This is a genomic window from Bradyrhizobium macuxiense (assembly GCF_007993935.1).
Lineage (GTDB): Bacteria > Pseudomonadota > Alphaproteobacteria > Rhizobiales > Xanthobacteraceae > Bradyrhizobium > Bradyrhizobium macuxiense_A.
Map to the genome: position 1 here is coordinate 1 of NZ_VITY01000019.1, position 22,925 is coordinate 22,925.

The 22,925-nt window shown below is 65.1% G+C and carries 21 protein-coding genes and 1 pseudogene; 10 read left to right on the forward strand and 12 right to left on the reverse strand.

Annotation, left to right across the window (positions count from 1 at the left end):
- Positions 1-176: 176 nt before the first annotated feature.
- Positions 177-890 (reverse strand): hypothetical protein, encoded by a 714-nt coding sequence (locus tag FBZ93_RS35600; RefSeq protein WP_146992074.1) that lies wholly within the window; start codon positions 888-890, stop codon positions 177-179.
- A gap of 322 nt (positions 891-1,212) precedes the next feature.
- Here FBZ93_RS35600 and FBZ93_RS35605 point away from each other — a divergent pair, with 322 nt between their 5' ends.
- Complete coding sequence (locus tag FBZ93_RS35605) at positions 1,213-2,757, forward strand: aspartate ammonia-lyase (RefSeq protein ID WP_146992075.1); 1,545 nt, start codon at positions 1,213-1,215, stop codon at positions 2,755-2,757.
- 158 nt (positions 2,758-2,915) lie between these two features.
- On the opposite strand, the gene FBZ93_RS35610 is transcribed toward FBZ93_RS35605, so the two are convergent.
- Positions 2,916-4,751 (reverse strand): c-type cytochrome, encoded by a 1,836-nt coding sequence (locus FBZ93_RS35610; protein WP_146992076.1) that lies wholly within the window; start codon positions 4,749-4,751, stop codon positions 2,916-2,918.
- 260 nt (positions 4,752-5,011) lie between these two features.
- Here FBZ93_RS35610 and FBZ93_RS35615 point away from each other — a divergent pair, with 260 nt between their 5' ends.
- Positions 5,012-5,692: an alpha/beta hydrolase family protein gene (locus FBZ93_RS35615; RefSeq protein ID WP_146992077.1), complete on the forward strand. Its 681-nt coding sequence runs from the start codon at positions 5,012-5,014 to the stop codon at positions 5,690-5,692.
- Between the two features lie 296 nt (positions 5,693-5,988).
- On the opposite strand, the gene FBZ93_RS35620 is transcribed toward FBZ93_RS35615, so the two are convergent.
- Both FBZ93_RS35620 and FBZ93_RS35625 read right to left on the reverse strand, forming a co-directional pair.
- Positions 5,989-6,768 (reverse strand): SDR family oxidoreductase, encoded by a 780-nt coding sequence (locus FBZ93_RS35620; protein WP_146992078.1) that lies wholly within the window; start codon positions 6,766-6,768, stop codon positions 5,989-5,991.
- A gap of 39 nt (positions 6,769-6,807) precedes the next feature.
- On the reverse strand, positions 6,808-7,782 hold the full coding sequence (locus FBZ93_RS35625; protein ID WP_146992079.1) for a ketopantoate reductase family protein: 975 nt from the start codon (positions 7,780-7,782) through the stop codon (positions 6,808-6,810).
- A 167-nt stretch (positions 7,783-7,949) separates the two neighbouring features.
- On the opposite strand from FBZ93_RS35625, the gene FBZ93_RS35630 reads away from it, so the two are divergent.
- A complete protein-coding gene (locus FBZ93_RS35630; protein WP_146992080.1) occupies positions 7,950-8,750 on the forward strand; it encodes an enoyl-CoA hydratase-related protein in 801 nt (266 codons plus the stop codon).
- An 82-nt stretch (positions 8,751-8,832) separates the two neighbouring features.
- Here the strand turns inward: FBZ93_RS35630 and FBZ93_RS35635 are convergent, their stop codons facing one another.
- Together FBZ93_RS35635 and FBZ93_RS35640 are read right to left on the reverse strand one after the other, a co-directional pair.
- A complete protein-coding gene (locus FBZ93_RS35635; RefSeq protein ID WP_246667786.1) occupies positions 8,833-9,096 on the reverse strand; it encodes a hypothetical protein in 264 nt (87 codons plus the stop codon).
- A gap of 62 nt (positions 9,097-9,158) precedes the next feature.
- On the reverse strand, positions 9,159-10,043 hold the full coding sequence (locus tag FBZ93_RS35640) for a LysR family transcriptional regulator (protein ID WP_146992215.1): 885 nt from the start codon (positions 10,041-10,043) through the stop codon (positions 9,159-9,161).
- A 115-nt stretch (positions 10,044-10,158) separates the two neighbouring features.
- On the opposite strand from FBZ93_RS35640, the gene FBZ93_RS35645 reads away from it, so the two are divergent.
- The 4 genes from FBZ93_RS35645 to FBZ93_RS35660 all read left to right on the forward strand — a co-directional run bounded on the left by FBZ93_RS35645 (position 10,159) and on the right by FBZ93_RS35660 (position 14,293).
- Positions 10,159-11,520, forward strand: a complete 1,362-nt coding sequence (locus tag FBZ93_RS35645; protein WP_146992081.1) for an FAD-dependent oxidoreductase — start codon at positions 10,159-10,161, stop codon at positions 11,518-11,520.
- 12 nt (positions 11,521-11,532) lie between these two features.
- Positions 11,533-12,537 carry an ABC transporter substrate-binding protein gene (locus FBZ93_RS35650; RefSeq protein ID WP_146992082.1) on the forward strand — a complete coding sequence of 335 codons (1,005 nt, stop codon included), beginning with the start codon at positions 11,533-11,535 and terminating at the stop codon, positions 12,535-12,537.
- Positions 12,538-12,699: 162 nt separating this feature from the next.
- The gene (locus tag FBZ93_RS35655; protein ID WP_146992083.1) at positions 12,700-13,473 is read left to right on the forward strand and encodes an ABC transporter ATP-binding protein; all 774 of its coding nucleotides are present in this window, start codon (positions 12,700-12,702) and stop codon (positions 13,471-13,473) included.
- Positions 13,466-14,293, forward strand: a complete 828-nt coding sequence (locus FBZ93_RS35660; RefSeq protein ID WP_167529368.1) for an ABC transporter permease — start codon at positions 13,466-13,468, stop codon at positions 14,291-14,293. The genes FBZ93_RS35655 and FBZ93_RS35660 overlap by 8 nt, the downstream gene beginning before the upstream one ends.
- 169 nt (positions 14,294-14,462) lie before the next feature.
- Here the strand turns inward: FBZ93_RS35660 and gtdA are convergent, their stop codons facing one another.
- Positions 14,463-15,503: a gentisate 1,2-dioxygenase gene (gene gtdA / locus FBZ93_RS35665; RefSeq protein ID WP_146992085.1), complete on the reverse strand. Its 1,041-nt coding sequence runs from the start codon at positions 15,501-15,503 to the stop codon at positions 14,463-14,465.
- 108 nt (positions 15,504-15,611) lie between these two features.
- On the opposite strand from gtdA, the gene maiA reads away from it, so the two are divergent.
- Genes maiA through FBZ93_RS35680 form a run of 3 tightly spaced genes read left to right on the forward strand, consistent with a single transcriptional unit; the run spans position 15,612 to position 17,930 of the window.
- A complete protein-coding gene (maiA, locus tag FBZ93_RS35670; protein WP_146992086.1) occupies positions 15,612-16,244 on the forward strand; it encodes a maleylacetoacetate isomerase in 633 nt (210 codons plus the stop codon).
- A complete protein-coding gene (locus tag FBZ93_RS35675) occupies positions 16,234-16,746 on the forward strand; it encodes a MarR family winged helix-turn-helix transcriptional regulator (RefSeq protein ID WP_146992087.1) in 513 nt (170 codons plus the stop codon). Before maiA ends, FBZ93_RS35675 begins: the two co-directional genes overlap by 11 nt.
- Complete coding sequence (locus tag FBZ93_RS35680; protein ID WP_146992088.1) at positions 16,746-17,930, forward strand: 3-hydroxybenzoate 6-monooxygenase; 1,185 nt, start codon at positions 16,746-16,748, stop codon at positions 17,928-17,930. Before FBZ93_RS35675 ends, FBZ93_RS35680 begins: the two co-directional genes overlap by 1 nt.
- A gap of 207 nt (positions 17,931-18,137) precedes the next feature.
- Here the strand turns inward: FBZ93_RS35680 and FBZ93_RS35690 are convergent.
- From FBZ93_RS35690 to FBZ93_RS35710, 5 genes and pseudogenes are all read right to left on the reverse strand, one after another.
- Positions 18,138-19,219, reverse strand: a pseudogene (locus tag FBZ93_RS35690) (ISAs1 family transposase).
- 186 nt (positions 19,220-19,405) lie between these two features.
- The gene (locus tag FBZ93_RS35695; RefSeq protein WP_146992089.1) at positions 19,406-21,016 is read right to left on the reverse strand and encodes a benzoate-CoA ligase family protein; all 1,611 of its coding nucleotides are present in this window, start codon (positions 21,014-21,016) and stop codon (positions 19,406-19,408) included.
- Positions 21,013-22,143 (reverse strand): FAD-dependent monooxygenase, encoded by a 1,131-nt coding sequence (locus FBZ93_RS35700; protein ID WP_146992090.1) that lies wholly within the window; start codon positions 22,141-22,143, stop codon positions 21,013-21,015. Before FBZ93_RS35700 ends, FBZ93_RS35695 begins: the two co-directional genes overlap by 4 nt.
- A gap of 208 nt (positions 22,144-22,351) precedes the next feature.
- Positions 22,352-22,564, reverse strand: coding sequence for a hypothetical protein (locus FBZ93_RS35705; protein ID WP_146992091.1), 213 nt, complete (start codon positions 22,562-22,564; stop codon positions 22,352-22,354).
- A 107-nt stretch (positions 22,565-22,671) separates the two neighbouring features.
- Positions 22,672-22,893, reverse strand: coding sequence for a cysteine rich repeat-containing protein (locus FBZ93_RS35710; protein ID WP_146992092.1), 222 nt, complete (start codon positions 22,891-22,893; stop codon positions 22,672-22,674).
- Positions 22,894-22,925: the final 32 nt, after the last annotated feature.

A 22,925-nucleotide genomic window follows, 5' to 3' on the forward strand; every position in this document is an offset into this window, starting at 1 on the left:
ATTGCCGTCGCTCGAAAGCTGCTCACCATCCTCAACGCGATGATGCGCGACCGAAAACCCTATCGGGCGGCTCCTTCAACATAACAGTTGCCGGCTTTCGCCGGGACGACGCGTGGAGAGGGTCTTGTCCCGCGCCAGCGCCGGTCATCGCCGCGCAGCAATCTCGCGCACCCGGTCTACGACCGAAACTGGCGGCGATAGAGTCCGGTCTCGCGGGACATCCTGTTGGACAGTTCCTGCGCGCGCGATGTTTCATCCGGCGTCATCGCGGCGGTCTGTGCGACCCAGTTTTCGCGCTTCACCGGGAAGCATTGCGCAACCGGCGTGCCCTTGGGCAAGACGCCGTTGAAATTGGTGTCGTGCCAGCGTGCCGGGAAATGAACCCAGCCGTCGCGAAACAGGTCGCAATCGACAAGGCCGGTCAGTGTGGTGAACGGCAGGTCGAACCGATTGACCGGATGCGTGAAGAACAGCGAATAGCCCGCCGGCGCCTCGATGGTCCACAGATTGACGAACTTGATGACGAAGCGGTCCGGCTCGAACAGCGGCGAGCCGGCCACCTGGCTTTCGTCGTGGAATCCGACCGGCGAGCGCGGGAATTCGAGCGCGCCCCCCGCCGGAAGGTCGTTGTCCCACGTCATCTCGCCATTCTCGACCTTGAGATCGCAGACCAGCGGCAGCAGGAAACCTGACGTCATCGCATCCACGAATGGCGGGCAGCGCTTGACGGTATCCTCCTCGCGATTGCTCATCGCATTGAAGGCTTGCGTCGGCATCGCCTTGAGCCATCCGGGAAGACCCATCGACGCCGGCACCGGCTCCGGAATCTTGCCCTCGAGCTCCGCCGGGCAGCGGAATCTGATGGTGATCGCTTCATTGTTGTTGGACACGGTTTTGGTCCCTGGTTCGTTCAATGTCGGCAGCGCCATCGCGCCAGTCGGTGCTGATCTAGCACGCGATGACGGGGCGGAGAAAGCAACCGCGCCCGTCGCGACGCGCCTCGCGGTCTGGAGCTATAAGTTGTTGTTATCATGACGGATAAGGTAAGTCCTCGATTCCCGGTGCGGCGCGCATTCCGATCCGGCTTTTCCGCGTTTTTCCGTTCGCCAGTGTGCAAGACTTTGCCGATAGGCATTGGCTTTCGAAGTCTGTCGAGCGCATCATGGCTGGTGTCGCTGACGACAGGATTTTCAGCAGGTAACGGAGGGACCAATGGCCGAATCGAAGGTTGAGACCGCCACCACTGCAGGCGCCGCGCCACCCTCCGGCGAGAGCAGCGGTCCCAGTCATCTCGCGGTCGCGACCGTCCGCACCGTGCCGATCGAGCAGGCGCAGTCCCGCAGCGAGCACGATTTGCTCGGCGAGGATGACGTGCCGGTCAACGCGCTGTGGGGGATTCATACCAAGCGCGCGGTGATGAACTTTCCGATCACCGGCGTGCCGGTCGGCCACTTTCCGCAGTTCGTCCGCGCACTGGCGCTGGTCAAGCAGGCTGCCGCGCGGGCCAACAAACGGCTCGGCTATCTCGCACCCGAGAAGGCGGATGCAATCGAGGCGGCCTGCGTCCAGGTTGCAACCGAGAAGGTCTATGCGGAATCCTTCGTGGTTGACGCGATCCAGGGCGGCGCCGGCACCTCGACCAACATGAACGCCAACGAGGTGATCGCCAATGTCGCGCTGCGGCTGATGGGCCGCAAGCCCGGCGACTATCACGTGCTGCATCCGAACGACGACGTCAACATGGCGCAGTCGACCAACGACGCCTATCCGACCGCGCTGCGGCTCGCGGTGATCTTCGCCACCCAGCCGCTGGTGCGCGCGCTGGACGATCTCGCCTACGCCTTGAAGGGCAAGGCGGTCGAGTTCGCCGACGTGTTGAAGATGGGGCGTACCCAGCTTCAGGATGCGGTGCCGATGACGCTCGGCCAGGAGTTCGATGCCTTTCACGTGACCGTAAAGGAGGACATCGCGCGGCTGAACGAGATCTCCGCGCTGTTCCGCGAGGTCAATCTCGGCGCCACCGCAATCGGGACCGGAATCAACGCGGACCCGCGCTATGCCGCGCTCGCCGTCGAGGAATTGTCGCGGCTTTCGGGGCAGCCGATGGTGCTGGCCTCGAACCTGATCGAGGCGACGTCCGATCTCGGCGCCTTTGTGCTGTTCTCCGGCGTGCTGAAGCGCGTCGCGGTCAAGCTGTCGAAGATCTGCAACGACCTGCGCCTGCTGTCGTCGGGGCCGCGTACCGGCATCGGCGAGATCAGGCTGCCTGCGGTGCAGGCCGGCTCGTCGATCATGCCCGGCAAGGTCAACCCGGTGATTCCGGAAGTCGTCAACCAGGTCGCCTTCCTCGTGATCGGGCACGATCTCACGGTGACGATGTGCGCCGAAGGCGGCCAGCTCCAGCTCAATGCGTTCGAGCCGACCATCGGCTATTGCGTGCTGAGCTCGCTGCGCATGCTGACGGCGGCGATCGATACGCTGACCAAGCGCTGCGTCGAAGGCATCGAGGCCGATCGTGAGCGCTGCCGCAGCCTGGTGCAGGGCTCGATCGGCCTGATTACGGCGCTGGCGCCGGCGCTCGGCTACGAGGCAAGCTCGCGTGTGGCGCGCCGCGCGCTGAAGGAGAACCGCTCGGTCGCCGACATCGTGCTGGAGGAGAAGCTGCTGACCGAGGAGCAGCTCAACCAGCTGCTCGAGCTCGAAGCCATGACCCGCCCGGCGCGCCGGCAGCCCGTGCCGAAGTTGAAGGACAGTTGAGAGCAAGCGTTACGGAGCGCAAGGCTGGACACACGAACCCGCCATTCGTCGTGCTCGGGCTTGTCGCGGGCGTCCACGCCTTCAATGTCGCCCGCGCAGAAGACGTGGATGGCCGGGCCAAGCCCGGCCATGACGGCAGGTGTGTTGACCGGCGACGGCTACAGCGTCTTGATGAACTCGATCAAGGCACGCCGCTCGTCTTCCTTCAGCTCCGGCCCGATCACACCGTTACGCTTGTCGTTCGAGAATTCGTGGCCGGCATTGCTGTTGCCGCGTTTGGTGGTATCGAGCGCGAAGACGTTCTTGATCTTGTCGTTCGACACATAGCCGAGATCCTTGGGATCATATTCTCGGCCGCCGAGATAAACGATCGGAGGACGTTCCTTCGCCGGCGACAGCAGCGCGTAGATGGTCGGGACCGAGCCGTTGTGCAGATAGGGCGGGGTCGCCCAGATGCCGTTGAGCGGCCGGACCTTGTAGGCAAGCGGCGCCTGGATATCGTTCGGCCGGTAGCCGTTGATGCGCTTGCGATCCTCGGCCGGGATCTTGTTCTGGTCGTACCAGTAGTCGACGGTCTTCTCGACCAGTTCGCCGAGCGCCGGCCCGAAGCCGCCGTCCTTGATGTTCAGATCGGCCGGCGTCTCGACGGTGCGGCTTGCAAGGCCTTCGGCCTGCGCGCTGTCGGTGCCGATATGGCTGATCGGGATCATCTCGACGTCGAGCAGCGGCTGGCCGGCGTCGTTCTTGATCCAGCGCTTCTTGTCCTTGAACAGCGCAAAGGCTTCGCCTGCGGGCAGCGCCTTGCTGTCGATCGCGGGGCCATGGCAGCCCTGGCAGTGCGTCTTGTAGAGCTCGCCGCCCTTCTTCGCGAGATCCATGTTGATCTGCCCCAGGATGTTCTCCGGCCATTTCGGCGATGCCAGGCCGCCAAAGCCCTTGTCTTCGCTGGGCGGCTCGCCGGCGATCATCCGCTCCATCTCATGCAGCACGTCGATCCGCGCGCTCGATTTGAACAGGCCCCTGGATTCATCGAGCAGATTGAGTTCGGCGCTGACGCCGAGCGCTTCGCCGGCATTGCGCACCATCGGCTGCATGATCGAGCCGTCATACTGCACCCAGCTGAACCAGGGCGCGTTCCAGATCCGTGGGAAATGCACCGGCGCCGAATGCGAGGCGTAGTTGTTGGGATTGTTCAGGTCGATCGAGAACACCTGGTTGCCGATCCGGTTCAGCGCGTCGAGCCGCGCATAGCCTTCCTCGACGCTGTTGGCGGCAACCTTGCCCTCCAGTGCGTTGATGTTTGCGTATTGCTTGAGCACGAGATCGAGCTGGCCGCGCAGCGCCATGCGCTCATCGAGGCTGGCCTCCTTGCCGAGGATCGCCTCGGCAAAGCGCGAGAAGCGGCCAGGCCAGAACCGGGTCAGCAGCAGCGAGACGCCGACGCTCTTCTGGAATTCGAACAGATTGGTGTTGGCCGGCCCGCCATCGATCACGATCTCGGTGCCGCGATAGCTGAAGCTGCCGGTGTGGCAGGCGGAGCAAGTCAGCCCGACCCCGTGCATGTCCACCTTCGTGTGCGGGTTGCGCCAGGGCGCGCCGTTGGCATCGGCCATCGGGCCGCTTGGCGCGAAGCCGATCGGCAGCGGATCGGGGCTGCCTGGGATCACGGTGTCGGGAATAAAGCCGAAGCGGCCGAGATAATTGGTCTCGCCGAGCTTCGGCGCCGCCGTGAACAGCGGCCACACCGTCGGTTGCTCCAGCGCCATGAACCATTCAAGGGGAATGCCGAAGGTCCGCGTGCCCTGGTCGGCGTGATAGAACCAGCGCAGCCGTTCGGCGCTGACATTCTGATCCAGCCATACGGTCTTTGCCGGCGGCTGGTAGTCGACGACCTTGACGCGGAAGCCGCTCGTCACCGTCTCGATATCGTCCTTGAAGTAGAGCACGCCGGCGACAATCAACAGTCCGATGAAAAAGATCGTCTTGCGAGGCATGCCCCGTCCCCCGATTCGCGGTACCCGCGCGTCATATTGCTGAGATGTTAAAAATCGCCGAAATAGGTTCGCGTTAAGCGTGTGTCGCGTCGTGCACTATCCTATAGCGGCGCTGCTTGGTCTACCAACGGAAATGTTGCAAAGGAAAATTTGATTGGCTGTGAGCCGGTTCACTTGCGGCGTGCTCTCCTCGGCGGCATTTGCGCGCGTCGGCGCCGGCGGCTAGAAATGCCGGAGCAACAATTCTTCGAGATGTCATCTTGAACGCGCCAGGCGCACAACCGCTCACGATCACGGTCTCGGACGACAGCGCGGTGTCCGCGCTGCTGCTGCGCCCGGAAAAGGCGCGCGCGGCCTATGTGTTCGCCCATGGCGCCGGCGCCGGCATGGCGCATCCGTCGATGGCCGTGATCTCAGAGGGGTTGGCGGCGCGCGGCATCGCGACGCTGCGCTATCAGTTTCCCTACATGGAGAAGGGCAGCAAGCGGCCTGATCCGCCCGCCGTCGCGCAGGCGACAGTGCGTGCCGCGGTTCGGGAAGCCGCACGCCGTTGCGGCGAACTGCCGCTGTTCGCCGGCGGCAAGTCGTTCGGCGGGCGCATGACGTCGCAGGCACAGGCCAAGGCGCCGCTCGAAGGCGTCCGCGGGTTGGTGTTCCTCGGCTTTCCGCTGCACCCCGCCGGCAAGCCGTCGCGCGAGCGGGCCAAGCATCTCGCCGAGGTCAAGGTGCCAATGCTGTTCCTGCAGGGCACGCGCGACGCGCTGGCCGAGCTCGATCTGCTCGAGCCTGTGGTGAAGGAGTTGGGCAGCCGGGCGACCCTGCATCTCGTGCAGGAGGCCGACCATTCCTTCCACGTCCTCAAGCGCTCCGGCCGCGACGACCGCGAGGTGATGGCCGAGGTGCTCGATTCGTTCGCGGCGTGGGTCGTGAAGCATTCGTAGATTTCTGTGGGCCGGATGAAGCCAACGGGTCGCGCGAACGCGCGCCCGATGACAGGCTCCGCGCAATCCTGGGTGTGGTTCCTTTCCATGTGTACCACTGTCCCCGGATTACGCTGCGCTTCATCCGGGCTACGAATCTCGAGCCATCAGCTCCAAAGTAGCGACTTGGTCATTGCGAGGAGCGAAGCGACGATGCAATCCACTTCTCCGCAAGCGGCGGTATGGATTGCTTCGCGGAGCCTGTCATCCGGCGGCGCTTTGCGCCGACCGGGTGGCTCGCAATGACGATGGAGCCGTCACGACGCCGCGCCGCCATAGATGCGGTCGCGCAGGCGGCGCATGCCGGACAGCCAGCGCTCGCGATTGGTGGCCTTGCGCTGCATGTATTCCTGCACCTGGGGATGCGAGAGAATCAAAAAGCGCTCCTCCGCCATCGCCTCGATCACCATCCGCGCCACCTCGCCCGGCTGCAGCACCCCGTCGACCCGCGCCGCGCTCGGGCCCGGCGTCGTCATCCCGGTCTGCACCGATTGCGGACAAAGCACGGAGACGCGAATGCCGCGATCGCCATACCGGATGGCGAGATGTTCGGCGAGCGCGACCGCGGCGTTCTTGGTCACGCCGTAGGGCATCGAGTTCAGCGAGGCGAGCAGCCCCGCGGCCGATGCTGTGTTGAGCAAATAGCCGGAACCGCGTGCGAGCATGCCGGGCACCAGCGCGCGCGCGGCGAAGACGTGGCTCATCACATGCACGCGCCAACTCACGTCCCAGTCGGCATCGGATGCGGTTTCCTGTCCCTTGCGCGACAGCCCGGCATTGGAGAAGAACACGTCGACCGGGCCATATTTGTCCTCGGCGGCGGCGATCAGCGCCTTGATGTCCTCTTCCAGCCCGACATCGGCGGTGACCGCGAGGGCGTCGATATCGCCGGCGACGCTGGCGAGCCGGTCGCGCGAGGTCTTGAGGTCGGCGACCACGACGCCGCGCGCGCCGGCCTCCGCATAGGCCCGCGCCACCGCTTCGCCGATCCCGCTGGCGCCGCCGGTGACGACGCAGACCTTGTCTTTCACGTGCATGGTTCGATGTCCCTGCTTGTTATCGTGCTGTCCGGATTGTCAGCCCTGATACAGCCCCTTGTCACGCGCCTTCTGGATTGCGAGCGCGGCCATCAAGTCGAGCATCGGGGTCGCGATGCCGGCTGTGCGGGCAAACGCCGCCGGTGCGCGCAACAGCACGTCGATCTCCATGGCGCGGCCGAGCTCATAATCCTGCAGGATCGACGGCTTGTGGTCCGGCGCGGGCCCTGAGCGGGTGACGCGCTTGACCTCGGGGATATAGCGTGTCGCCACCGCATTGGCCTCGTCGAGCAGGCGCGGGATCACGTCCTGCATGTCAGGATCGTCGCGGACGCCGCGTGCGGTCAGCCCGGTCAGCAGGCAGAACACCGACATCGACATGTTGGTCAATAGCTTCGACCAGATCGTCTCGCGGATCTCCTTGACCTCGGGCGACTCGATCGCGGCGTCATTGAGCGCCGCACGCAGCCGGGCGATGCGCTCGCTCTGCCGGTCGTCGCATTCGCCGATCAGCAGGCGGTTGCGATCCGGCGACAGATTCGCCACCACGCCGGGCGCGATCACCTGGTTGGAGGAGAAGATCACGCCGCCGATGATTCGTTGCTTCGGGATGGCGCCGTGCAAGCGCCCGCCGGGATCGAGGAAGCCGAGATCGGGAATCGCGGGATGCTGCGGCGGCAGGCCGAGATCGTACCACCAGGGAATGCCGTTCTGCGCGAACACGATTGCCGTCTCGCGCTGAAGCAGCGGCATCAGCCCGGCTGCGAGCGCACTGACGCCGGTGGCCTTCAACGTGCTGATGACGACGTCCTGCGGCCCCAGCTCGGCAGGATCGGCCGATGCCTTTACTTTCGCTGTGACGCTGGTGTCGCCGACCCTTAGCGTCAGTCCATTGGTCCTGACCGCGTCGAGATGCGGCCCGCGCATCACGCAGGACACATCGTGGCCGGCGCGTGCCAAGCGGACCGCGAAATGGCTGCCGACGGCGCCCGCGCCGAAAATGCAAATACGCATCAGTGGAACTGGTCCTTGCAACGTGCCGCGTCAGTTTCCACAAGCGCGGGGCATCGCGCAACCCGTCATGCGCGGGGCGCGGCCGCGCGCGCTCGAAAGTGATGGATCAAGGCAACTCCTGTCGCCATAGTGCGGGCAATAGCAATGCCGAACGAGGGAGATACGTCATGTCGGCCAGCCCAGTCCTGTGGAGCCTCGATGCGCGCGGGGTCGCGACCGTCACGCTGAACAGGCCCGAGGTCAACAATGCCTATGACGGCGCGCTGATTGCGGGCGTGCTGGCCGCGATCGACGATCTCTCGACCAAGCCGGTCCGTGTCGTGGTGCTCAAGGGCAATGGCAAGCATTTCCAGGCCGGCGCCGATTTGAAATGGATCAACGGCGTGCGGCCGAAATCGTCGGAGGAGAACGAGGTGGCGTCGCGCGCCACCTTCGAGGCGGTGCAGCGCCTCAACACGCTGCCGGTGCCGACGGTGGCGCTGGTGCAGGGCGGCTGCTTCGGCGGCGGGACCGGCGTGATCTCGGCCTGCGATATCGTCATCGCGGCCGACAACGCGCTGTTCTCGATCACCGAGGTGCGTTGGGGCCTGACCGCTGCGATCATCATCCCGCAGCTCTGCGACGCCATCGGCGTGCGCCAGGTGCGGCGCTACGCGCTGACCGGCGAACGTTTCGGCGCGGAGGATGCGCGCCGTATCGGCCTCGTCCACGAGGTGGTGCCATTAGCCGATCTCGAAAGCGCCGGCGCCAAGGTCGTGGAGCAGCTGCTCGGCAATGCCCCGGATGCGCTGGCCGAGACCAAGAAGCTCGCGATGGAGAGCTCGTTCGGCGGCATGGCCGTCGACGATGCTGCCTACAAGCGCCTCGTCCATCTGCACTCGGCCAAGCGGCAGACTGCGGAAGCGGCTGAAGGGCTCGCGTCCTTTGCCGAGAAGCGCGCCGGTCGGTGGGGCGGCGGCAATTCGTAGGGCGGGTTAGCCGGCCACGTCCTCCGTAGCTCAACGAGCGAAGGCGGAAGGCGTAACCCGCCGCTGTTCTCGGCCACTCAGCTCAGCAGCCGTTGCAGATGCCGCGAATGCTGCGATAGACCTCTGCGTCGTCGCGGCGCATCTGTTCCAGGGACTCGAATGTCTTCGCTTCGCCTGACTGCGTGATCGTCGGCGCGGGCTTGCGCTTGGCCGCCAGTTCCTGCTCCTGGCGATGGTAGCAGGCCTCGCGCTCCGCCTTGGGCTCGATGAAGCGGCAGGTCTCGAGCGCCGCCGCTTGTGTCGCTGCGATGATGAGGCCAAGCGAAGCTGATAGCAGGAGTTTCAAGCGGGCGTTCCTTTCGCGTCCTTGTCTCAGGTCGGCGTGCGCCGGGCAAGGCTGCCGTCGCATCAAAGCGACTGCGACAGCGACTTTTTCAATGTCTTCAGCAGCGCCTGCACCGCGGCGGCATTGATGCGGCGTTCCGGAACGGCGGCCTTCACCCACAGTTCGGAGATCGGAAACTCGGCGAGGATCGGCTGCAGCGCGCCGTCGCGCAGCGCGTCCGCGACGAGATAATGCGAGAGCAGCGCAATGCCGTTGCCGGCGATCGCGCTTTGTGTCAGCACGCGGCCCTCGTTCGAGGAGAGAATCGGGCGGACCTGGACATTGATGCGGCCGCGCGGCCCCTCGAACGGCCATTCCGGCCCCGTGGGCAGGAAACTGAGGCAGCGATGATCGACCAGGTCGCGTGGATGCTTCGGCGTGCCGTGCTTTTTCAAATATGCCGATGAGGCGCACAACAGCCGCGGCAAGCGACACAGCGGCTCGTCGACGACGCCGCCGAAGGAATGCGGGAAGGCACCGATCGCGATGTCGAAGCCTTCGGTCACCGGATCGACCGGGCGGTCGATCATCACGATCTCGAGCTTCACGCTCGGATTGTGCCGCTGGAAGATGGTGAAGGCATCGGCGAGCCGTGCCACCGTCAGCGAGGTCGGCGCCTTGACGCGCAGATGATCGGTGAGATCGCGCTGCTTCTCGCCCATCCGCGACAGCAGATCGCCGACATCGGCAACCACGCCGCGGGCGCGGTGCACATATTGCTGCCCGGCCTCGGTCAGCCGCAATTGGCGGGTCGAACGGTGGAACAGCGCGGTGCCGATCCGCTCCTCGAGCTGGGTGACGCGCTTGGCGACGACCGATGTCGCGACGTTGAGCTTGCGCGCCGCGGCCGAGAAGCCGCCGGCATCGGCGGTGGCAAGGAAGGCTTCGAGGTTGACCAGCGTATCCATCTGCCTTCCCGGACTTTTCTCGATTCGCGAAAGCTGATTACATAATTTGGTGGATTGTACTGCAATTCGCATCAATTCATAGTTGGCCCAATCAACTTTGTTCAGGGCGGAAATGATGCGAGCGAGCACGATCGAAGAACCTGCGCGGCAGGTGCCGGTCTATGGCGAGTATGACGTGGTGGTGCTCGGCGGTGGACCGGCCGGCATCGCAGCCGCGGTCGGCGCGGCACGTGCGGGGCGGCGGACGCTGTTGATCGAGCGCTACGGATTTCTCGGCGGCATGGGCACCGCGGCCGGCGTGACCAATTTCTGCGGCCTGCACGCCAACATCTTCGGCGAGATGCATCGGGTGGTGCAAGGCATCGCCTCCGACCTGCTGGCGCGGATCGATCGGCTCGGCGGGCTGAACGCGCCGCATCTGATCCTCGGCAAGATCTTCGCGCAGGCCTATGACACCGCGGCCTACAAGATCGCCGCCGACGACCTGCTGGCGCATCACAAGGTCGATATCCTGTTCCACGCGCTCGGGGCCGGTGTCGTCATGGATGGCACGCATATCCGGGCGCTGATGGTGGAAACCAAGGCCGGCCGCCAGGCCGTGCGCGCCGGCATCTTCATCGACTGCTCCGGCGACGGCGACCTCGCGGTGTGGGCCGGCGCGCCCTATGAAGTCGGCGATAACGAAGGCGGCATGCTCTACCCCTCGATGATGTTCCGCCTCAACGGCATCGATCCGGCGAAGGCAGGCGATGCGTGGCGGACGATTCCGGAGCGGATGGCGCAGGCCGAGGCTGCCGGCACTCACAAATTCCCGCGCAAGTCCGCGATCGTACGGCCGCAGAAATCGCAGATCGAATGGCGGGTGAATTTCACGCAGGTGACGCGGAGCGACGGCGGCGCCATTTCCGGGATTGATCCCGACGACATGACGCGCGGCGAGATCGAGGGCCGTCGCCAGGCGGTCGAGGCGTTCAAGTTCCTGCGCACGGTGCCGGGCTTTGAAAACTCCTACATCGTTGATCTGCCGCCGCAGCTCGGCATTCGCGAGACGCGACGCGTGATCGGCGGCTACATGCTAACAGGCGAGGACGTGCTGGGCTGCGCCTCGTTCGAGGATTCGATCGGCGTCAATGGCTGGCCGATGGAAAAGCACGTGCCCGGCGATGTGACCTTCGAGTTTCCGCCGATCCCGGAGAGCCGCGGCTACAACGAGTTGCCGTATCGCATGCTGGTGCCTGATGGCGTCGACAATCTCCTCGTCGCCGGCCGTTGCGCCTCGATGACCCATGAGGGGCAATCGGCGGCGCGTGTTTCCGGTGCCTGTTTCGTGATGGGCGAGGCGGCGGGAACCGCGGCTGCGCTCGCACTTTCGGGCAACACGATTCCGCGCGACATTTCCGTCGAAAAGTTGCAACAACAGCTCGCGGCGCAGGGCGCGTTCATCGGGCGCGGCCAAGCCGTGCCTGAGGGGCTATAGGTGGAGACGGCAATGAAGGGTTGGGCGCGGCTCGCACTCGCGGGTCTCATGGTGTGGGCCGCGAGCGGCATCGCGCGGGCCGACGATCTCTTGAAGGCGAAGATCGGCGTGTTGCGGCTGTCGTCCTCGGCGCCGGTGTTCATCGCGCAGGACAAGGGCTACTTCCGCGACGCCGGCCTCGATGTCGAACTGAAGTTCTTTGATGCGGCGCAGCCGATCGCGGTCGCGACTACATCGGGCGATGTCGATTTCGGTATCACCGCCTTCACCGCGGGGCTCTACAACCTCGCCGGCAAGGGGACGCTGAAGGTGATAGGCGGCATGAGCCGCGAGAAGGCCGGCTATCCCTTGATCGGCTATTTCGCCAGCAACAACGCCTATGCCGCCGGGCTGAAGACGCCGAAGGATCTCGCCGGCAAGCGCGTCGCGGTGACCCAGGTCGGCTCCAGCTTCCATTATTCGCTCGGCCTGCTCGCCGACAAATACGGTTTCAAGCTGTCGGACGTGAAGATCGTGCCGCTGCAGTCACTGTCGAATGCGGCCGCGGCGCTGAAGGGGGAAACCGTCGACGCCGCGCTGCTGCCGGTCTCGACCGCGCGGACGCTGATGGATTCCAACGGCGCGAAATTCCTCGGCTGGGTCGGCGACGAGACGCCGTGGCAGCTCGGCGCCATCTTCGCGTCGCCGAAGACGCTGACCAACGCACAATTGGTGACCAGGCTGCTCACCGCGCTGACCCGCGCCGACCACGAATATCACGACGTGATCCTGACCGCGATCAAGGACGGCGTGGCGCCGATCAACGAGAAAACAAAACCGCTGCTCGAGATCATCGCCAAATACACCAACCTGCCGGTCGAGCAGGTGGTCGGCAATTGCGCCTATATCGACCCCGACGGCAAGCTCGACGTGAAGAACGTCGACAACCAGATCAAATGGCTGCAGGAGCAGGGTTTTGCCGACAAGGGCTTTGATGCGAATGCGATCATCGCCAAGGATTATGTGAAGGCGGATTGATGATGAGCCGCGCGCGCCACTCTATCCCCGTCACCCTGAGGAGCCGCGCAGCGGCGTCTCGAAGGGTCAACGGCCCGGATGCAGCTCGGCCGTTCACCCTTCGAGACGCGCGCGACTGCGCGCTCCTCAGGATGACGGGACTGGAAGCGGGGTCGCGGTGAGATGGACCTGATCGCCGACCATATCAGCCATCGCTTCGGCGCGCTCGACGTGCTCGATGATGTCTCCTTCACGGTCCGCGCCGGCGAGGTCGTCGCGATCGTCGGTCCGTCCGGTTGCGGTAAGAGCACGTTGCTATCCATTCTCGGAGGCCTGCTGCGGCCGAGCAAGGGCGCCGCCGAGCTGCGCGGCGCGCCGCCGGCCGGCAGCCTCAATCCGTTGACCTTCGTGTTCCAGGATTTTGCGTTGCTGCCGTGGAATACGGTCGAGGAGAACGTCGCGTTTCCGCTGCTGCACACGGGCCTCAGCGCCGGCGAGCGCCGCGCCGTGATCGACGACGCGCTGCGTCGCACGGGCTTAACGGATTTCCGCGCTGCTTACCCGAAGCAGCTCTCCGGCGGCATGCGCCAGCGCGTCGGCATCGCACGCGCACTCGCGGTTCGTCCGGCGATCCTGTTGATGGACGAGCCGCTGTCGGCACTGGACTCGCAGACCCGCGAGCTGCTGATGGAGGATTTCGTGGGCCTGCTCGCCGACGGCGCGATGGGCGCGGTCTATGTCACGCATAATCTCGAGGAAGCGGTGCGGCTCGCCGACCGCGTGGTTGTGCTGTCGCGCCGTCCTGGCCGCATCCGGGAAATCGTGACCATTCCGATGACGCGCGCCGAGCGTGGCACGGCGGATGCCCGCGGGCCGATGGCCGCGCTACAAGGTGAGTTGTGGTCGCTGATCCGGAAAGAGGCGATCGATGCCGAGCGCGAGGTCCAGCATGCTTGACCGCGCGCCGCCAGAGACGAAAGACCAATCGGCGGAAGCGACGCGGCCGGTCGCGTTTCGCGGCGCCGGCTTCACATCAGGCGGCAGCCGTTACTCCGGCTGGATCGCGCTCGCGCTGGTCATCGCGGTCTGGCAGCTCGCCGGCAGCGCGGGGTGGGTCAATCCGTTGTTCCTGCCGGCGCCGTCGGCGATCGCGGTCGCGATCGCTAAGCTCGCGACGTCGGGAGCGCTGTGGCAGCATCTGTCGTGGTCGATTATGCGGATCGGCACCGGCTGGATCATCGGCACGGCCGCCGGCGTCGTCGTCGGCTTTGCGATCGGGCTGTCGACCATGGCGCGCGGCGTCGGCATCACCTTCATCTCGGCGCTGTTCCCGATCCCGAAGATCGCGCTGCTGCCGCTGCTGATCCTGTGGCTCGGGATCGGCGAGGAGCCGAAGATCGCGACTATTGCGCTCGGCGTGTTCTTCTCGACCGCGATCTCGGTCTATAGCGGCGTCGATGCGGTGCCGCGCAACCTGATCCGGATGGCGCAGAGCTTCAACGTGCCGTTTCATGCCATCGTGCGCCGCGTGATCTGGCCGGGCGCGCTGCCCTCGATCCTCGCCGGCTTCCGCATCACCGCATCCGTCGCGCTGCTGCTCGTGGTCAGCGCCGAGATGATCGGCGCGCAATACGGCATCGGCGCCTTCGTGCTGCAGGCCGGCAATCTGATGCAGACCGACCAGCTGCTCGCCGGCGTCGTGATCCTGTCGCTGTTCGGGCTTGTGGTGGGGAAGCTGATCAATCTGCTGGAGACGCGGCTGCTGCACTGGCGGTGAAGGGCGGTGCCGTTCGCCACAACCACTGCTGTCGTCCCTGCGAAAGCAGGGACCCATAACCACAGGGCCTTGTTGTTAAGGAGGGCTGGGGCCCCAGCCGTCGCGCCACATACATTTGTGGTTATGGGTCCCGGCTTTCGCCGGGACGACGGCGACTACACGTTTCGGCTTACGCGTTCCCCCGATCCTCGCGAAACAGATCCAGCTTCTGCTGCACCGGGCGGTCGGAGAACGAGAACAGCACGGAGTCGGTATCAGCCTCGTGGGTGACCCAGTGCCAGCTCGGCACCACGAACAGGTCGCGCGGGCCCCATTCGAAGGTTTGGTCGCCGACCCTGGTGCGGCCCTTGCCCTCGATCGCAGCAAACACCGTGGCATCGGTTGAGCGATAGCGTGCGGTCTTGAAACCCTTCGGCAGCAGCTGGATGAAGGTGCCGATGGTCGGCATTGCGAAATCGCCGGTCTCGGGGTTGGAGAATTTCAGCTTGAGGCCGTGGCAGGCATCCCACTCGTCGCTGGCCTTGGCCTTCTCCAGCGCCTCGCGGGTGTATTCATAGGGATAGTTGAAGATCGGCGAGGTCTTCGAGGTCCGCTTCTGGTCGATCGGCAGCAGGTTGTGGCCGTAGCGCGCGAAGCTCGCGCCGGCGGGTTTCGAGATCGATTGCTGGTCTTCCTTGGCGCCTTCGGCAAACGAGCAATCGAAGAACTGCACCATCGGGATGTCGAGCCCGTCGAGCCAGAACATCGGCTCGTTGGTTTCGTTGGAATGGTCGTGCCAGGTCATCGACGGCGTGATGACGAAATCGCCCGGCGACATCGCGGTGCGCTCGCCGTCAACCGCGGTGAAGGCGCCCTTGCCCTCGAGCACGAAGCGCAGCGCCGATTGGGCGTGGCGATGGGCGGGGGCGATGTCGCCCGGAACCACCATCTGCACGCCGGCAAAGAGCGAGGTCGTGATCTTGGACTGGCCGCGCAGCCCGGGATTTTCCAGCACCAGCACGCGGCGCTCGGCTTCCTTGGCCGTGATCAGCTTGCCGGCCTCGTTCATGTAGTCGCGGATCTGGTCGAACTTCCATAGATGAGGGCGGCAGGCGCTTTTCGGCTCGGGCGTGATCAGATCGTTCATCACGTTCCACAGCGCCGAGAGGTTTTGGCCGTCGATCTTCTTGTAGAACGCCTCGCGCTCCGGGGTCTTCTGCACGGCTTCCATGGCAAGCCTCCCATCGTTCTTGTTTGGTGCAATTTAATTGACAGTATACTCACAATATGGCTAGCGTCAATCAACGAGACCAATGACGAAAATGCAAGGGAGGTTCCGATGAAGCTGCATGGCTATTTCCGGAGCAGCGCGTCCTATCGGGTTCGGATCGCCCTCAATCTGAAGGGGCTGACTTCAGAGCACCTGCCGCATCATCTGCGCAAGGGCGAGCAATGCGCGCCCGCCTATCTCGCGATCAATCCGCAGGGGCTGGTGCCGACGCTTGAGAGCGACGCCGGCGCGATCCTCACCCAGTCGCTCGCGATCATCGAATGGCTCGACGAGACCAATCCCAATCCGCCGCTGCTGCCGAACGACCCGCTGCGGCGCGCCAAGGTGCGGGCGTTCGCGCAGGCGATCGCCTGCGACACCCACCCGGTGCAGAATTTGAAAGTGCTGGCGCGGTTGCGCAAGCTCGGCCTGCCCGAAGAGCAGGTGACGGAGTGGGCGGCCTGGGCCAATCGCGAGGGCCTAGCGGCCTGCGAAACCCTGATCGCTGACGAGGCCGGGCCGTTCTGCTTCGGCGATGTGCCGACGCTCGCCGATCTTTGCCTGGTGCCGCAGCTCGCCAATGCGCGGCGGTTCGGGGTCGACGTCTCGGCCTATCCGCGCCTGCTCAAGGCCGAAGCGGCGGCGAAGCAAGTCAAGGCGTTCGCCGACGCCGCCCCGGACAAGCAGCCCGATGCCGAGTAGCAAGCCCACGCCCGTCACCATGGACGCGGTTTACACCGCGCCCGGCTATCTGTTTCGGCGGATGCAGCAGATCGCGGTCGCGCTGTTCATCGAGGAATGCAAGGCGTTCGATCTGACGCCGGTGCAATACGCCGCGCTGGTCACGATCTCGACCCATCCCGGGATCGACGCCACAAGGCTCTCGGCGGTGATCGCGTTCGACCGCTCCACGCTCGGCAATGTGATCGAGCGGCTGCAGGCCAAGGACTACATCGTGCGCAAGCCGGCGGCGGAGGACAAGCGCGTCAAGCTGCTCTACCTCACCAAGGCCGGCGCCGGCGTGCTGAACGAGATCATGCCCTCGGTCGACAAGGCGCAGGCGCGGATGCTGCAGCCGCTGAAGCCGGCCGACCGCAAGACGCTTCTCTCGCTCCTGACCCAACTTGTCGACCTCAACAACGAGGCCTCGCGGGTGCCTTTGCGCGCCGAGGACGCGCTCGAACATCTGGGGAGATCGGGCTGATGGCGGACGGCAAGCCGGTCCTGATCGCGGGCGGCGGCATCGGCGGCCTCGCCGTGGCGCTGGGCCTCGCCCAGAAAGGCATCCGCTCGATCCTGCTGGAGAAGGCGGCCACACTCGGCGAGATCGGCGCCGGCATCCAGCTCGGGCCGAACGCATTCCACGCCTTCGACTATCTCGGCGTCGGCGAGGCCGCGCGCAACATGGCGGTCTATATCGATCAGCTGCGGCTGATGGATGCGCTGACCGCCGATGAGATCACGCACATCGATCTCGGCGAGACGTTTCGCACGCGGTTCGGCAACCCCTATGCCGTGGTGCATCGCGGCGATTTGCATGGCGTGTTCCTGCGCGCCTGCCAGAATCATGAGCTGATCGAGCTGCGCGTATCGAGCGAAGTGACGGGCTACGAGCAGGATGGTTCGTCCGTGACCGCAAAGCTCGCCAGTGGCGAGCGCGTCACCGGGCGCCTCCTGATCGGCGCCGACGGGTTGTGGTCGAACATCCGCAAGCAGGTGACCGCGGATGGCGCGCCTCGCGTCTCCGGCCACACCACCTATCGCTCGGTGATTCCGACCGAGCAGATGCCGGAGGATCTGCGCTGGAACGCGGCGACGCTGTGGGCCGGCCCGAAATGCCACATCGTGCATTACCCGCTGTCGGGCTGGAAGGTGTTCAACCTCGTCGTCACCTATCACAATGATGCGCCGGAGCCGGTCGCCGGCAAGCCGGTCTCCGAGCAAGAGGTGATGAAGGGCTTCACCCACGTCCACGAGCGGGCGCAGAACATCATCCGCCACGGCACCAACTGGAAGCTCTGGGTGCTGTGCGACCGCGATCCCACCGAGCGCTGGATCGACGGCCGTGTGGTGCTGCTCGGCGACGCCGCGCATCCGATGCTGCAATATTTTGCGCAAGGCGCCTGCCAGGCGATGGAGGATGCGGTCTGCCTGTCGCACATGCTGGCCAGTCACGATGATCAGTCGGCGGCGCTCGATGCCTATCGCGCCCAGCGTTTCCCGCGCACCGCGAAGGTCCAGCTGATGTCGCGCGCCATCGGCGAGCACGTCTATCATCCCGCCGGCGACCACGCCCGCATCCGCAATGCGATCATGAGCGCGAAGTCGCAGAACGAATGGTGCGACGATATCTCGTGGCTGTATGGCGGCTCGGGGTTGAAGGCCTGATCCTGTCGCATGAATGGATGCGGAGAGAGCACCCGCGCGGCACCCCTCTCCCTAACCCTCCCCCGCAAGGGGGGAGGGAACCCTGCCGCCGGCGCGTCCCTTGCGTCGGTGCTGAATCGCATCGATCGCTGGCGGCAAATTATGCATCGGATGGGTAGGTGTGAGGTGAGCACGCTAGTCGGGCTCCCTCCCCCCTTGCGGGCAGGGCTATCGCATATGGCTGAGAACCTGCATGAGGAAGGTCTCGTCCCAACCTGCGCGTCTGATCTTGAGGTTGATGGACTTGCGGTCGGGGTGGGCTCGCAGGATGTTGAGGGCGAGGCGTCGAAGAATGGCGAGATTCTCCGGTGCGTCGTCCTTGCGGGCGCGGTTGCGATCCTCGGCAAAATGGACGTCGAGCACCCAATGCAGCCGGTTCTCAACGGCCCAGTGACTGCGGGTAACGTCGAGCAGCCGCTTGGCGGAGATATATCTGGACAGCAGATAGTAGCGTACGACCACCGGGTCGGCGCGCTGGTCACGCAGCCGCCTGCGCAAGGTGACGCGGCCCACGGCCGCTACGCCAGGGAAGCGTTCGGCCAGTGTGGTGTTGCGCATCACGGTGGCACGTCGTGCCTCGCTGCGATCATGAGCCGGGCGGTTGGTCTGCTGGACGGTGCTGCGCTGCCCCGATCGCGCAAACTGCTGCGTCACCGCCTTGAACAAGGGGCCGCGGTTCGCCTTGATCGTCAGAACATAATGTCCGCCCCGATCAAGTACTGGTGGCAATGCAGGGCATCGGCTGTCACCGTGCAGTCTTCGAGCGAGAGAAGATCCAGCACCTCCAAGGCACCCGCCGTCTCGTTGCGTCCCGGCGCTTTTTGTTGCGCCAAAGCCATGCGCGCTTCGACCGCGAAGACGTTGACAAGATGCAGTGGCGTTGCCCGTCCGCCGCGTTCGTAGGCGCGCCGCAGAGCCTTGCCATCGACCGCAATGACGCCGGTAAGCTTGAGTCCATTGGCCTTGGCGAACGCCGCCATGAAACGGCGGAAGGCGAGCTCAAAGGCCTGCGGTTTGAGCAGACGGAACACCCGGCTGAATGTATCGTGGCTGGGGATGCCGTGCTCCAACTTCAGGAAGAGGCGCAACAAGCCTTCCTTGGACTGTCCAAACTCCTCCATCTCGGCGCAGCTGCCGGCTCCGCACAGAACCGCCGCCAGCGCGATGAACAGAACTTCCAGCAGTTCGTGACTTGCATTGCCTGCGCGCGGGTCCGGCAAGCGCCCAAACGCTCTCCTGAACTTCTGCATCCGACTCCCTCCAGAATCCGGGAGTCGTCTTCAGAATCCTTCTTGCCCGCCAATGCAATAGCTAGCCAAAACCCATATGCGATTCCCCTGCCCTTGCGGGGGAGGGTGGGGAGAGGGTGGCCCCGGGCGAGACGGTTGAGACTTCGGCCCGAAAGCAGCTCGTGGCGCGTTATCCCCGCGCCGCCGCTACATCCGCATCACCGCCTGACGGTCGATCTTCCCCGTTCCGGTCTTCGGCAGCTCGTCGGTGAACTGCACCTCGCGCGGATATTTGTACGGCAAGAGCTTCGTCTTGACGTAATCCTGCAACCGCCGCGTTGCTTCGGCCGCGTCGAAGCCGCCTTTGTTCATCACCACGACGGCGCGCAGCGTCATGCGGCGGTCCGGCAGTTCGGCGGCGTAGACCGCGCATTCGCGGACGTCGGGGTGGTCGGCGAGGCAGAGCTCGACCTCCAGCGGATAGACCCACTGGCCGGAGATCTTGATCAGGTCGTCGGCCCGGCCACGGAAGAAGTGGAAGCCGTCGCTGTCGCGCATGAAGCGGTCGCCGGTGTAGATCCAGCCGTCCTCGCGCACGGTCTCGGCGGTCTTGTCCGGCCGGTTCCAGTACAGCGGTGTCGCGGAATCGCCGCGCACCCACAAAATGCCTTCCTCATTGTCGCCGACCTCGCGGCCGTCGCTGTCGCGCAGCATGATCTCGTAGCCGGGCACGCGCAGGCCCGCGGCGCCGAGCTTCTTCTGCTCCGCGCGGTTGCTGAGATAGACGTGCAGCACCTCGGTCGAGCCGAGCCCTTCGATGATCTCGAGCCCGGTCAGCCGCTTCCAGCCGTTGAACACATCGGCGGACAGCACCTCGGCGGCGGAGACCGCCATCCGCAGCGAGGAGAAGTCGGCAGCGTCGGCGCCTTCGGCCTTGGTCAGGGTGATGTAGAGCGTCGGCAGCCCGAAGAACACGGTCGGCCGGTACTGCCCGATCGCCGCGAAGATCGCGGCCGGCTTCGGCTGGCCCGGCAGCAGCAGCGTGGCGGCGCCGACCGAGAACGGAAACGTGATCGAATTGCCGAAGCCGTAGGCGAAGAAGATCTTCGGCACCGAGAAGCAGATGTCGCCGGGCGAAAGCCTCAAGACGTTGCGGGCAAAGGCGCGCTCGCTATAGGCCATGTCGTGCTGCAAATGCACGATGCCCTTGGGACGGCCGGTCGAGCCCGACGAATACATCCAGAACGCCATCTCGTTGCGGTGCGTGTCGGCCGCGTCGAGCTCGGTCGGAAACGCATGCAGCCAGTCGCTCGCCTCGCGCTTTTCCGCTACCGCGTGGTCGCCCGCGGGGCCGTTGACCACCACCAGCGTGCGCAGCGGCGTGTCCTTGCAGGCTTCGGCGTTGAAGCGCGAACAGAACTCCGCATCGGTGACGGCGACCTGCGCGCCGGCGTCGGACAAATAGAATTGCAGCAGCTCCGGCGTCGTCAGCGTGTTGATCAGGAGCGGCACGAATCCGGCGCGCACCGCGCCGAAGAACGCTGCCGGATAGGCCGGGGTGTCGTCGAGGAACAGGAGCACGCGGTCGCCGCGCTTAAGTCCAAGCGACTGGAAGGCGTGGCCCCAGCGTGCAGCGTCAGCGCAGAGCTCGCGATAGGTCCGCGTGCCGGCCGGGCCGGTCAGCGCCAGGCGCTCGGCATTCCCATTGCCGAGATTGTCGAACAGGATGCGGCTCGCATTGTAGCGCTCGGGGATCGTAAAGCCGATCTCGCGCGCACCGGGATTATCGGGCGGAACCTGGTCGGCGATCCCAGTCATGAGCGTCCCTTTGCGGCTTCGTAACGGGCCATGAAGGCGGGCGACATCGCGCGCAGCCGCGCGTCGTCGATCCGGCCGGAGCGGGTGATGTAGCTGTAGGCGAAATCCATCAGATCGTGCTTCATGTGCGCGGGGAAATGCTCGTACCAGTCGGCGCTGGTGCGCGCCGCGGTGACGAGCTTCTTCACGATCGGCTTGCGCTCGACCTCATAGCGGGCCAGCGCGGCGGCAATGCCGTTCTCGGTCTCCAGCGCCTTGGTCAGCGCGATCGCGTCCTCGATCGCCAGCCGCGTGCCCGAGCCGATCGAGAAATGCGCCGAATGCAGCGCATCGCCGATCAGCACCATGTTGCCGTGCGACCAGCGCTCGTTCCAGATCCACGGGAAATTGCGCCACACCGATTTGTTCGAGATCAGCCGGTGGCCGTCCAGCGTCGCGGCGAACACGTCCTCGCAGATCGCCTGCGACTCCTCGATGCTCTTGTCGGCGAAGCCGTAAGCCGCCCAGGTCGCCGCGTCGCACTCGACCAGGAAGGTGCTCATGTCCTTTGCATAGCGGTAGTGATGGGCATTGAAGCTGCCGCGGTCGGTCGCCACGAAGGTCTGCGACAGCGTCGCGAAGGGCTTGGTGGTGCCGTACCAGGCGAACTTGTTGGAGGACTGCGACACCGACGCGCCGAAAGCGGCCTCGTGGCCGCGGCGAACCATCGAGTTCAGTCCGTCGGCGGCGACGATCAGGTCGTAACCCCTGAGCTCATCGACCGATTGAACTGATGTGTCGAACCGCGGCGTGATGCCCGTGCTGCGCACGCGCTCCTGCAGGATCGTCAGCAGCGCCAGCCGGCCGATCGACGAGAAGCCGACGCCGTCGATCTCGACGCTCTCGCCGCGCAGATTGAGGGTGATGTTCTTCCAGCTCTCCATCCGCGGGGTGATGGCGTCGACCGTCTCGGGGTCGTCGGCGCGCAGGAAGTCCAGCGCCTGCTCGGAGAACACCACGCCGAAGCCCCAGGTGGCGCCGGCGGCGTTCTGCTCGAACAGATCGATCTCGGCGTCGGGATGACGCTTCTTCCACAGATAGGCGAAATAGAGCCCGCCGGGCCCTCCGCCAATCACGGCGATCCGCAACGTCTGCCTCCCAGATTGACAGTGTACTTACAATTTGGGTCCAGACTAATCGCCCTCTGGCGGGAACGCCAGAGGGAAAATGCGCGCGGTGGCCAAAGCGCGATGGGTTAAACCCTCATCGCGCTCTAGATTCCTGTTCGGCATGAACTTTTCGGAAAGCCGCTTCGCACTTTTCCGGATCATGCTTATCCGCGTGGAGCCGAAAAGTTCAGTAGCAGCGGCGGACCTTGACCCCGTCGACCCATACCCAGCGGCAGCCGGCGACGACGGGCTTGCGGACGACGACCGCGCCGCGTGTGCTGGCGCATCCGGCACGATACGGGCCGCGCCCGCACACCACGGCGTTGGCGTCGGAGGACTCGAAGGTCATGGTCGCGGCAAAGGACAGCAGGGCCGCAGCGATCAGCAATAATGAGCGCATGATATTCCCTCTCCCGGAGTGAGGTATGGTTGGCCTTTGGATGACAACAAGGTGCTGCGGCTTCGTGCCCGGCACTCGCCGGGCACATGTCGCCTCCGCTTGTGCGGTTATTTCTTTTCCGCTTCCGCCAGCACCTTCTTGCAGGCGGGCGTCAGCTTGTCGCTTTCCTTGGCGAGACAGGCGATGATGCGCCCGCCGCCGGGCGTCACGCTTTTGCAGAACTTCTGGTAGTCGCCCATGCAGGCGTCGCGTTGCGCCGTCGTGAGCTCCTGGGCGTAGACGGCGGACGTGCCGCACAGCAAGGCGGCGGTCAGGACAATACGCAGCATTGATCGCTTCCTTTGGTCAGTCGCGTGACAGC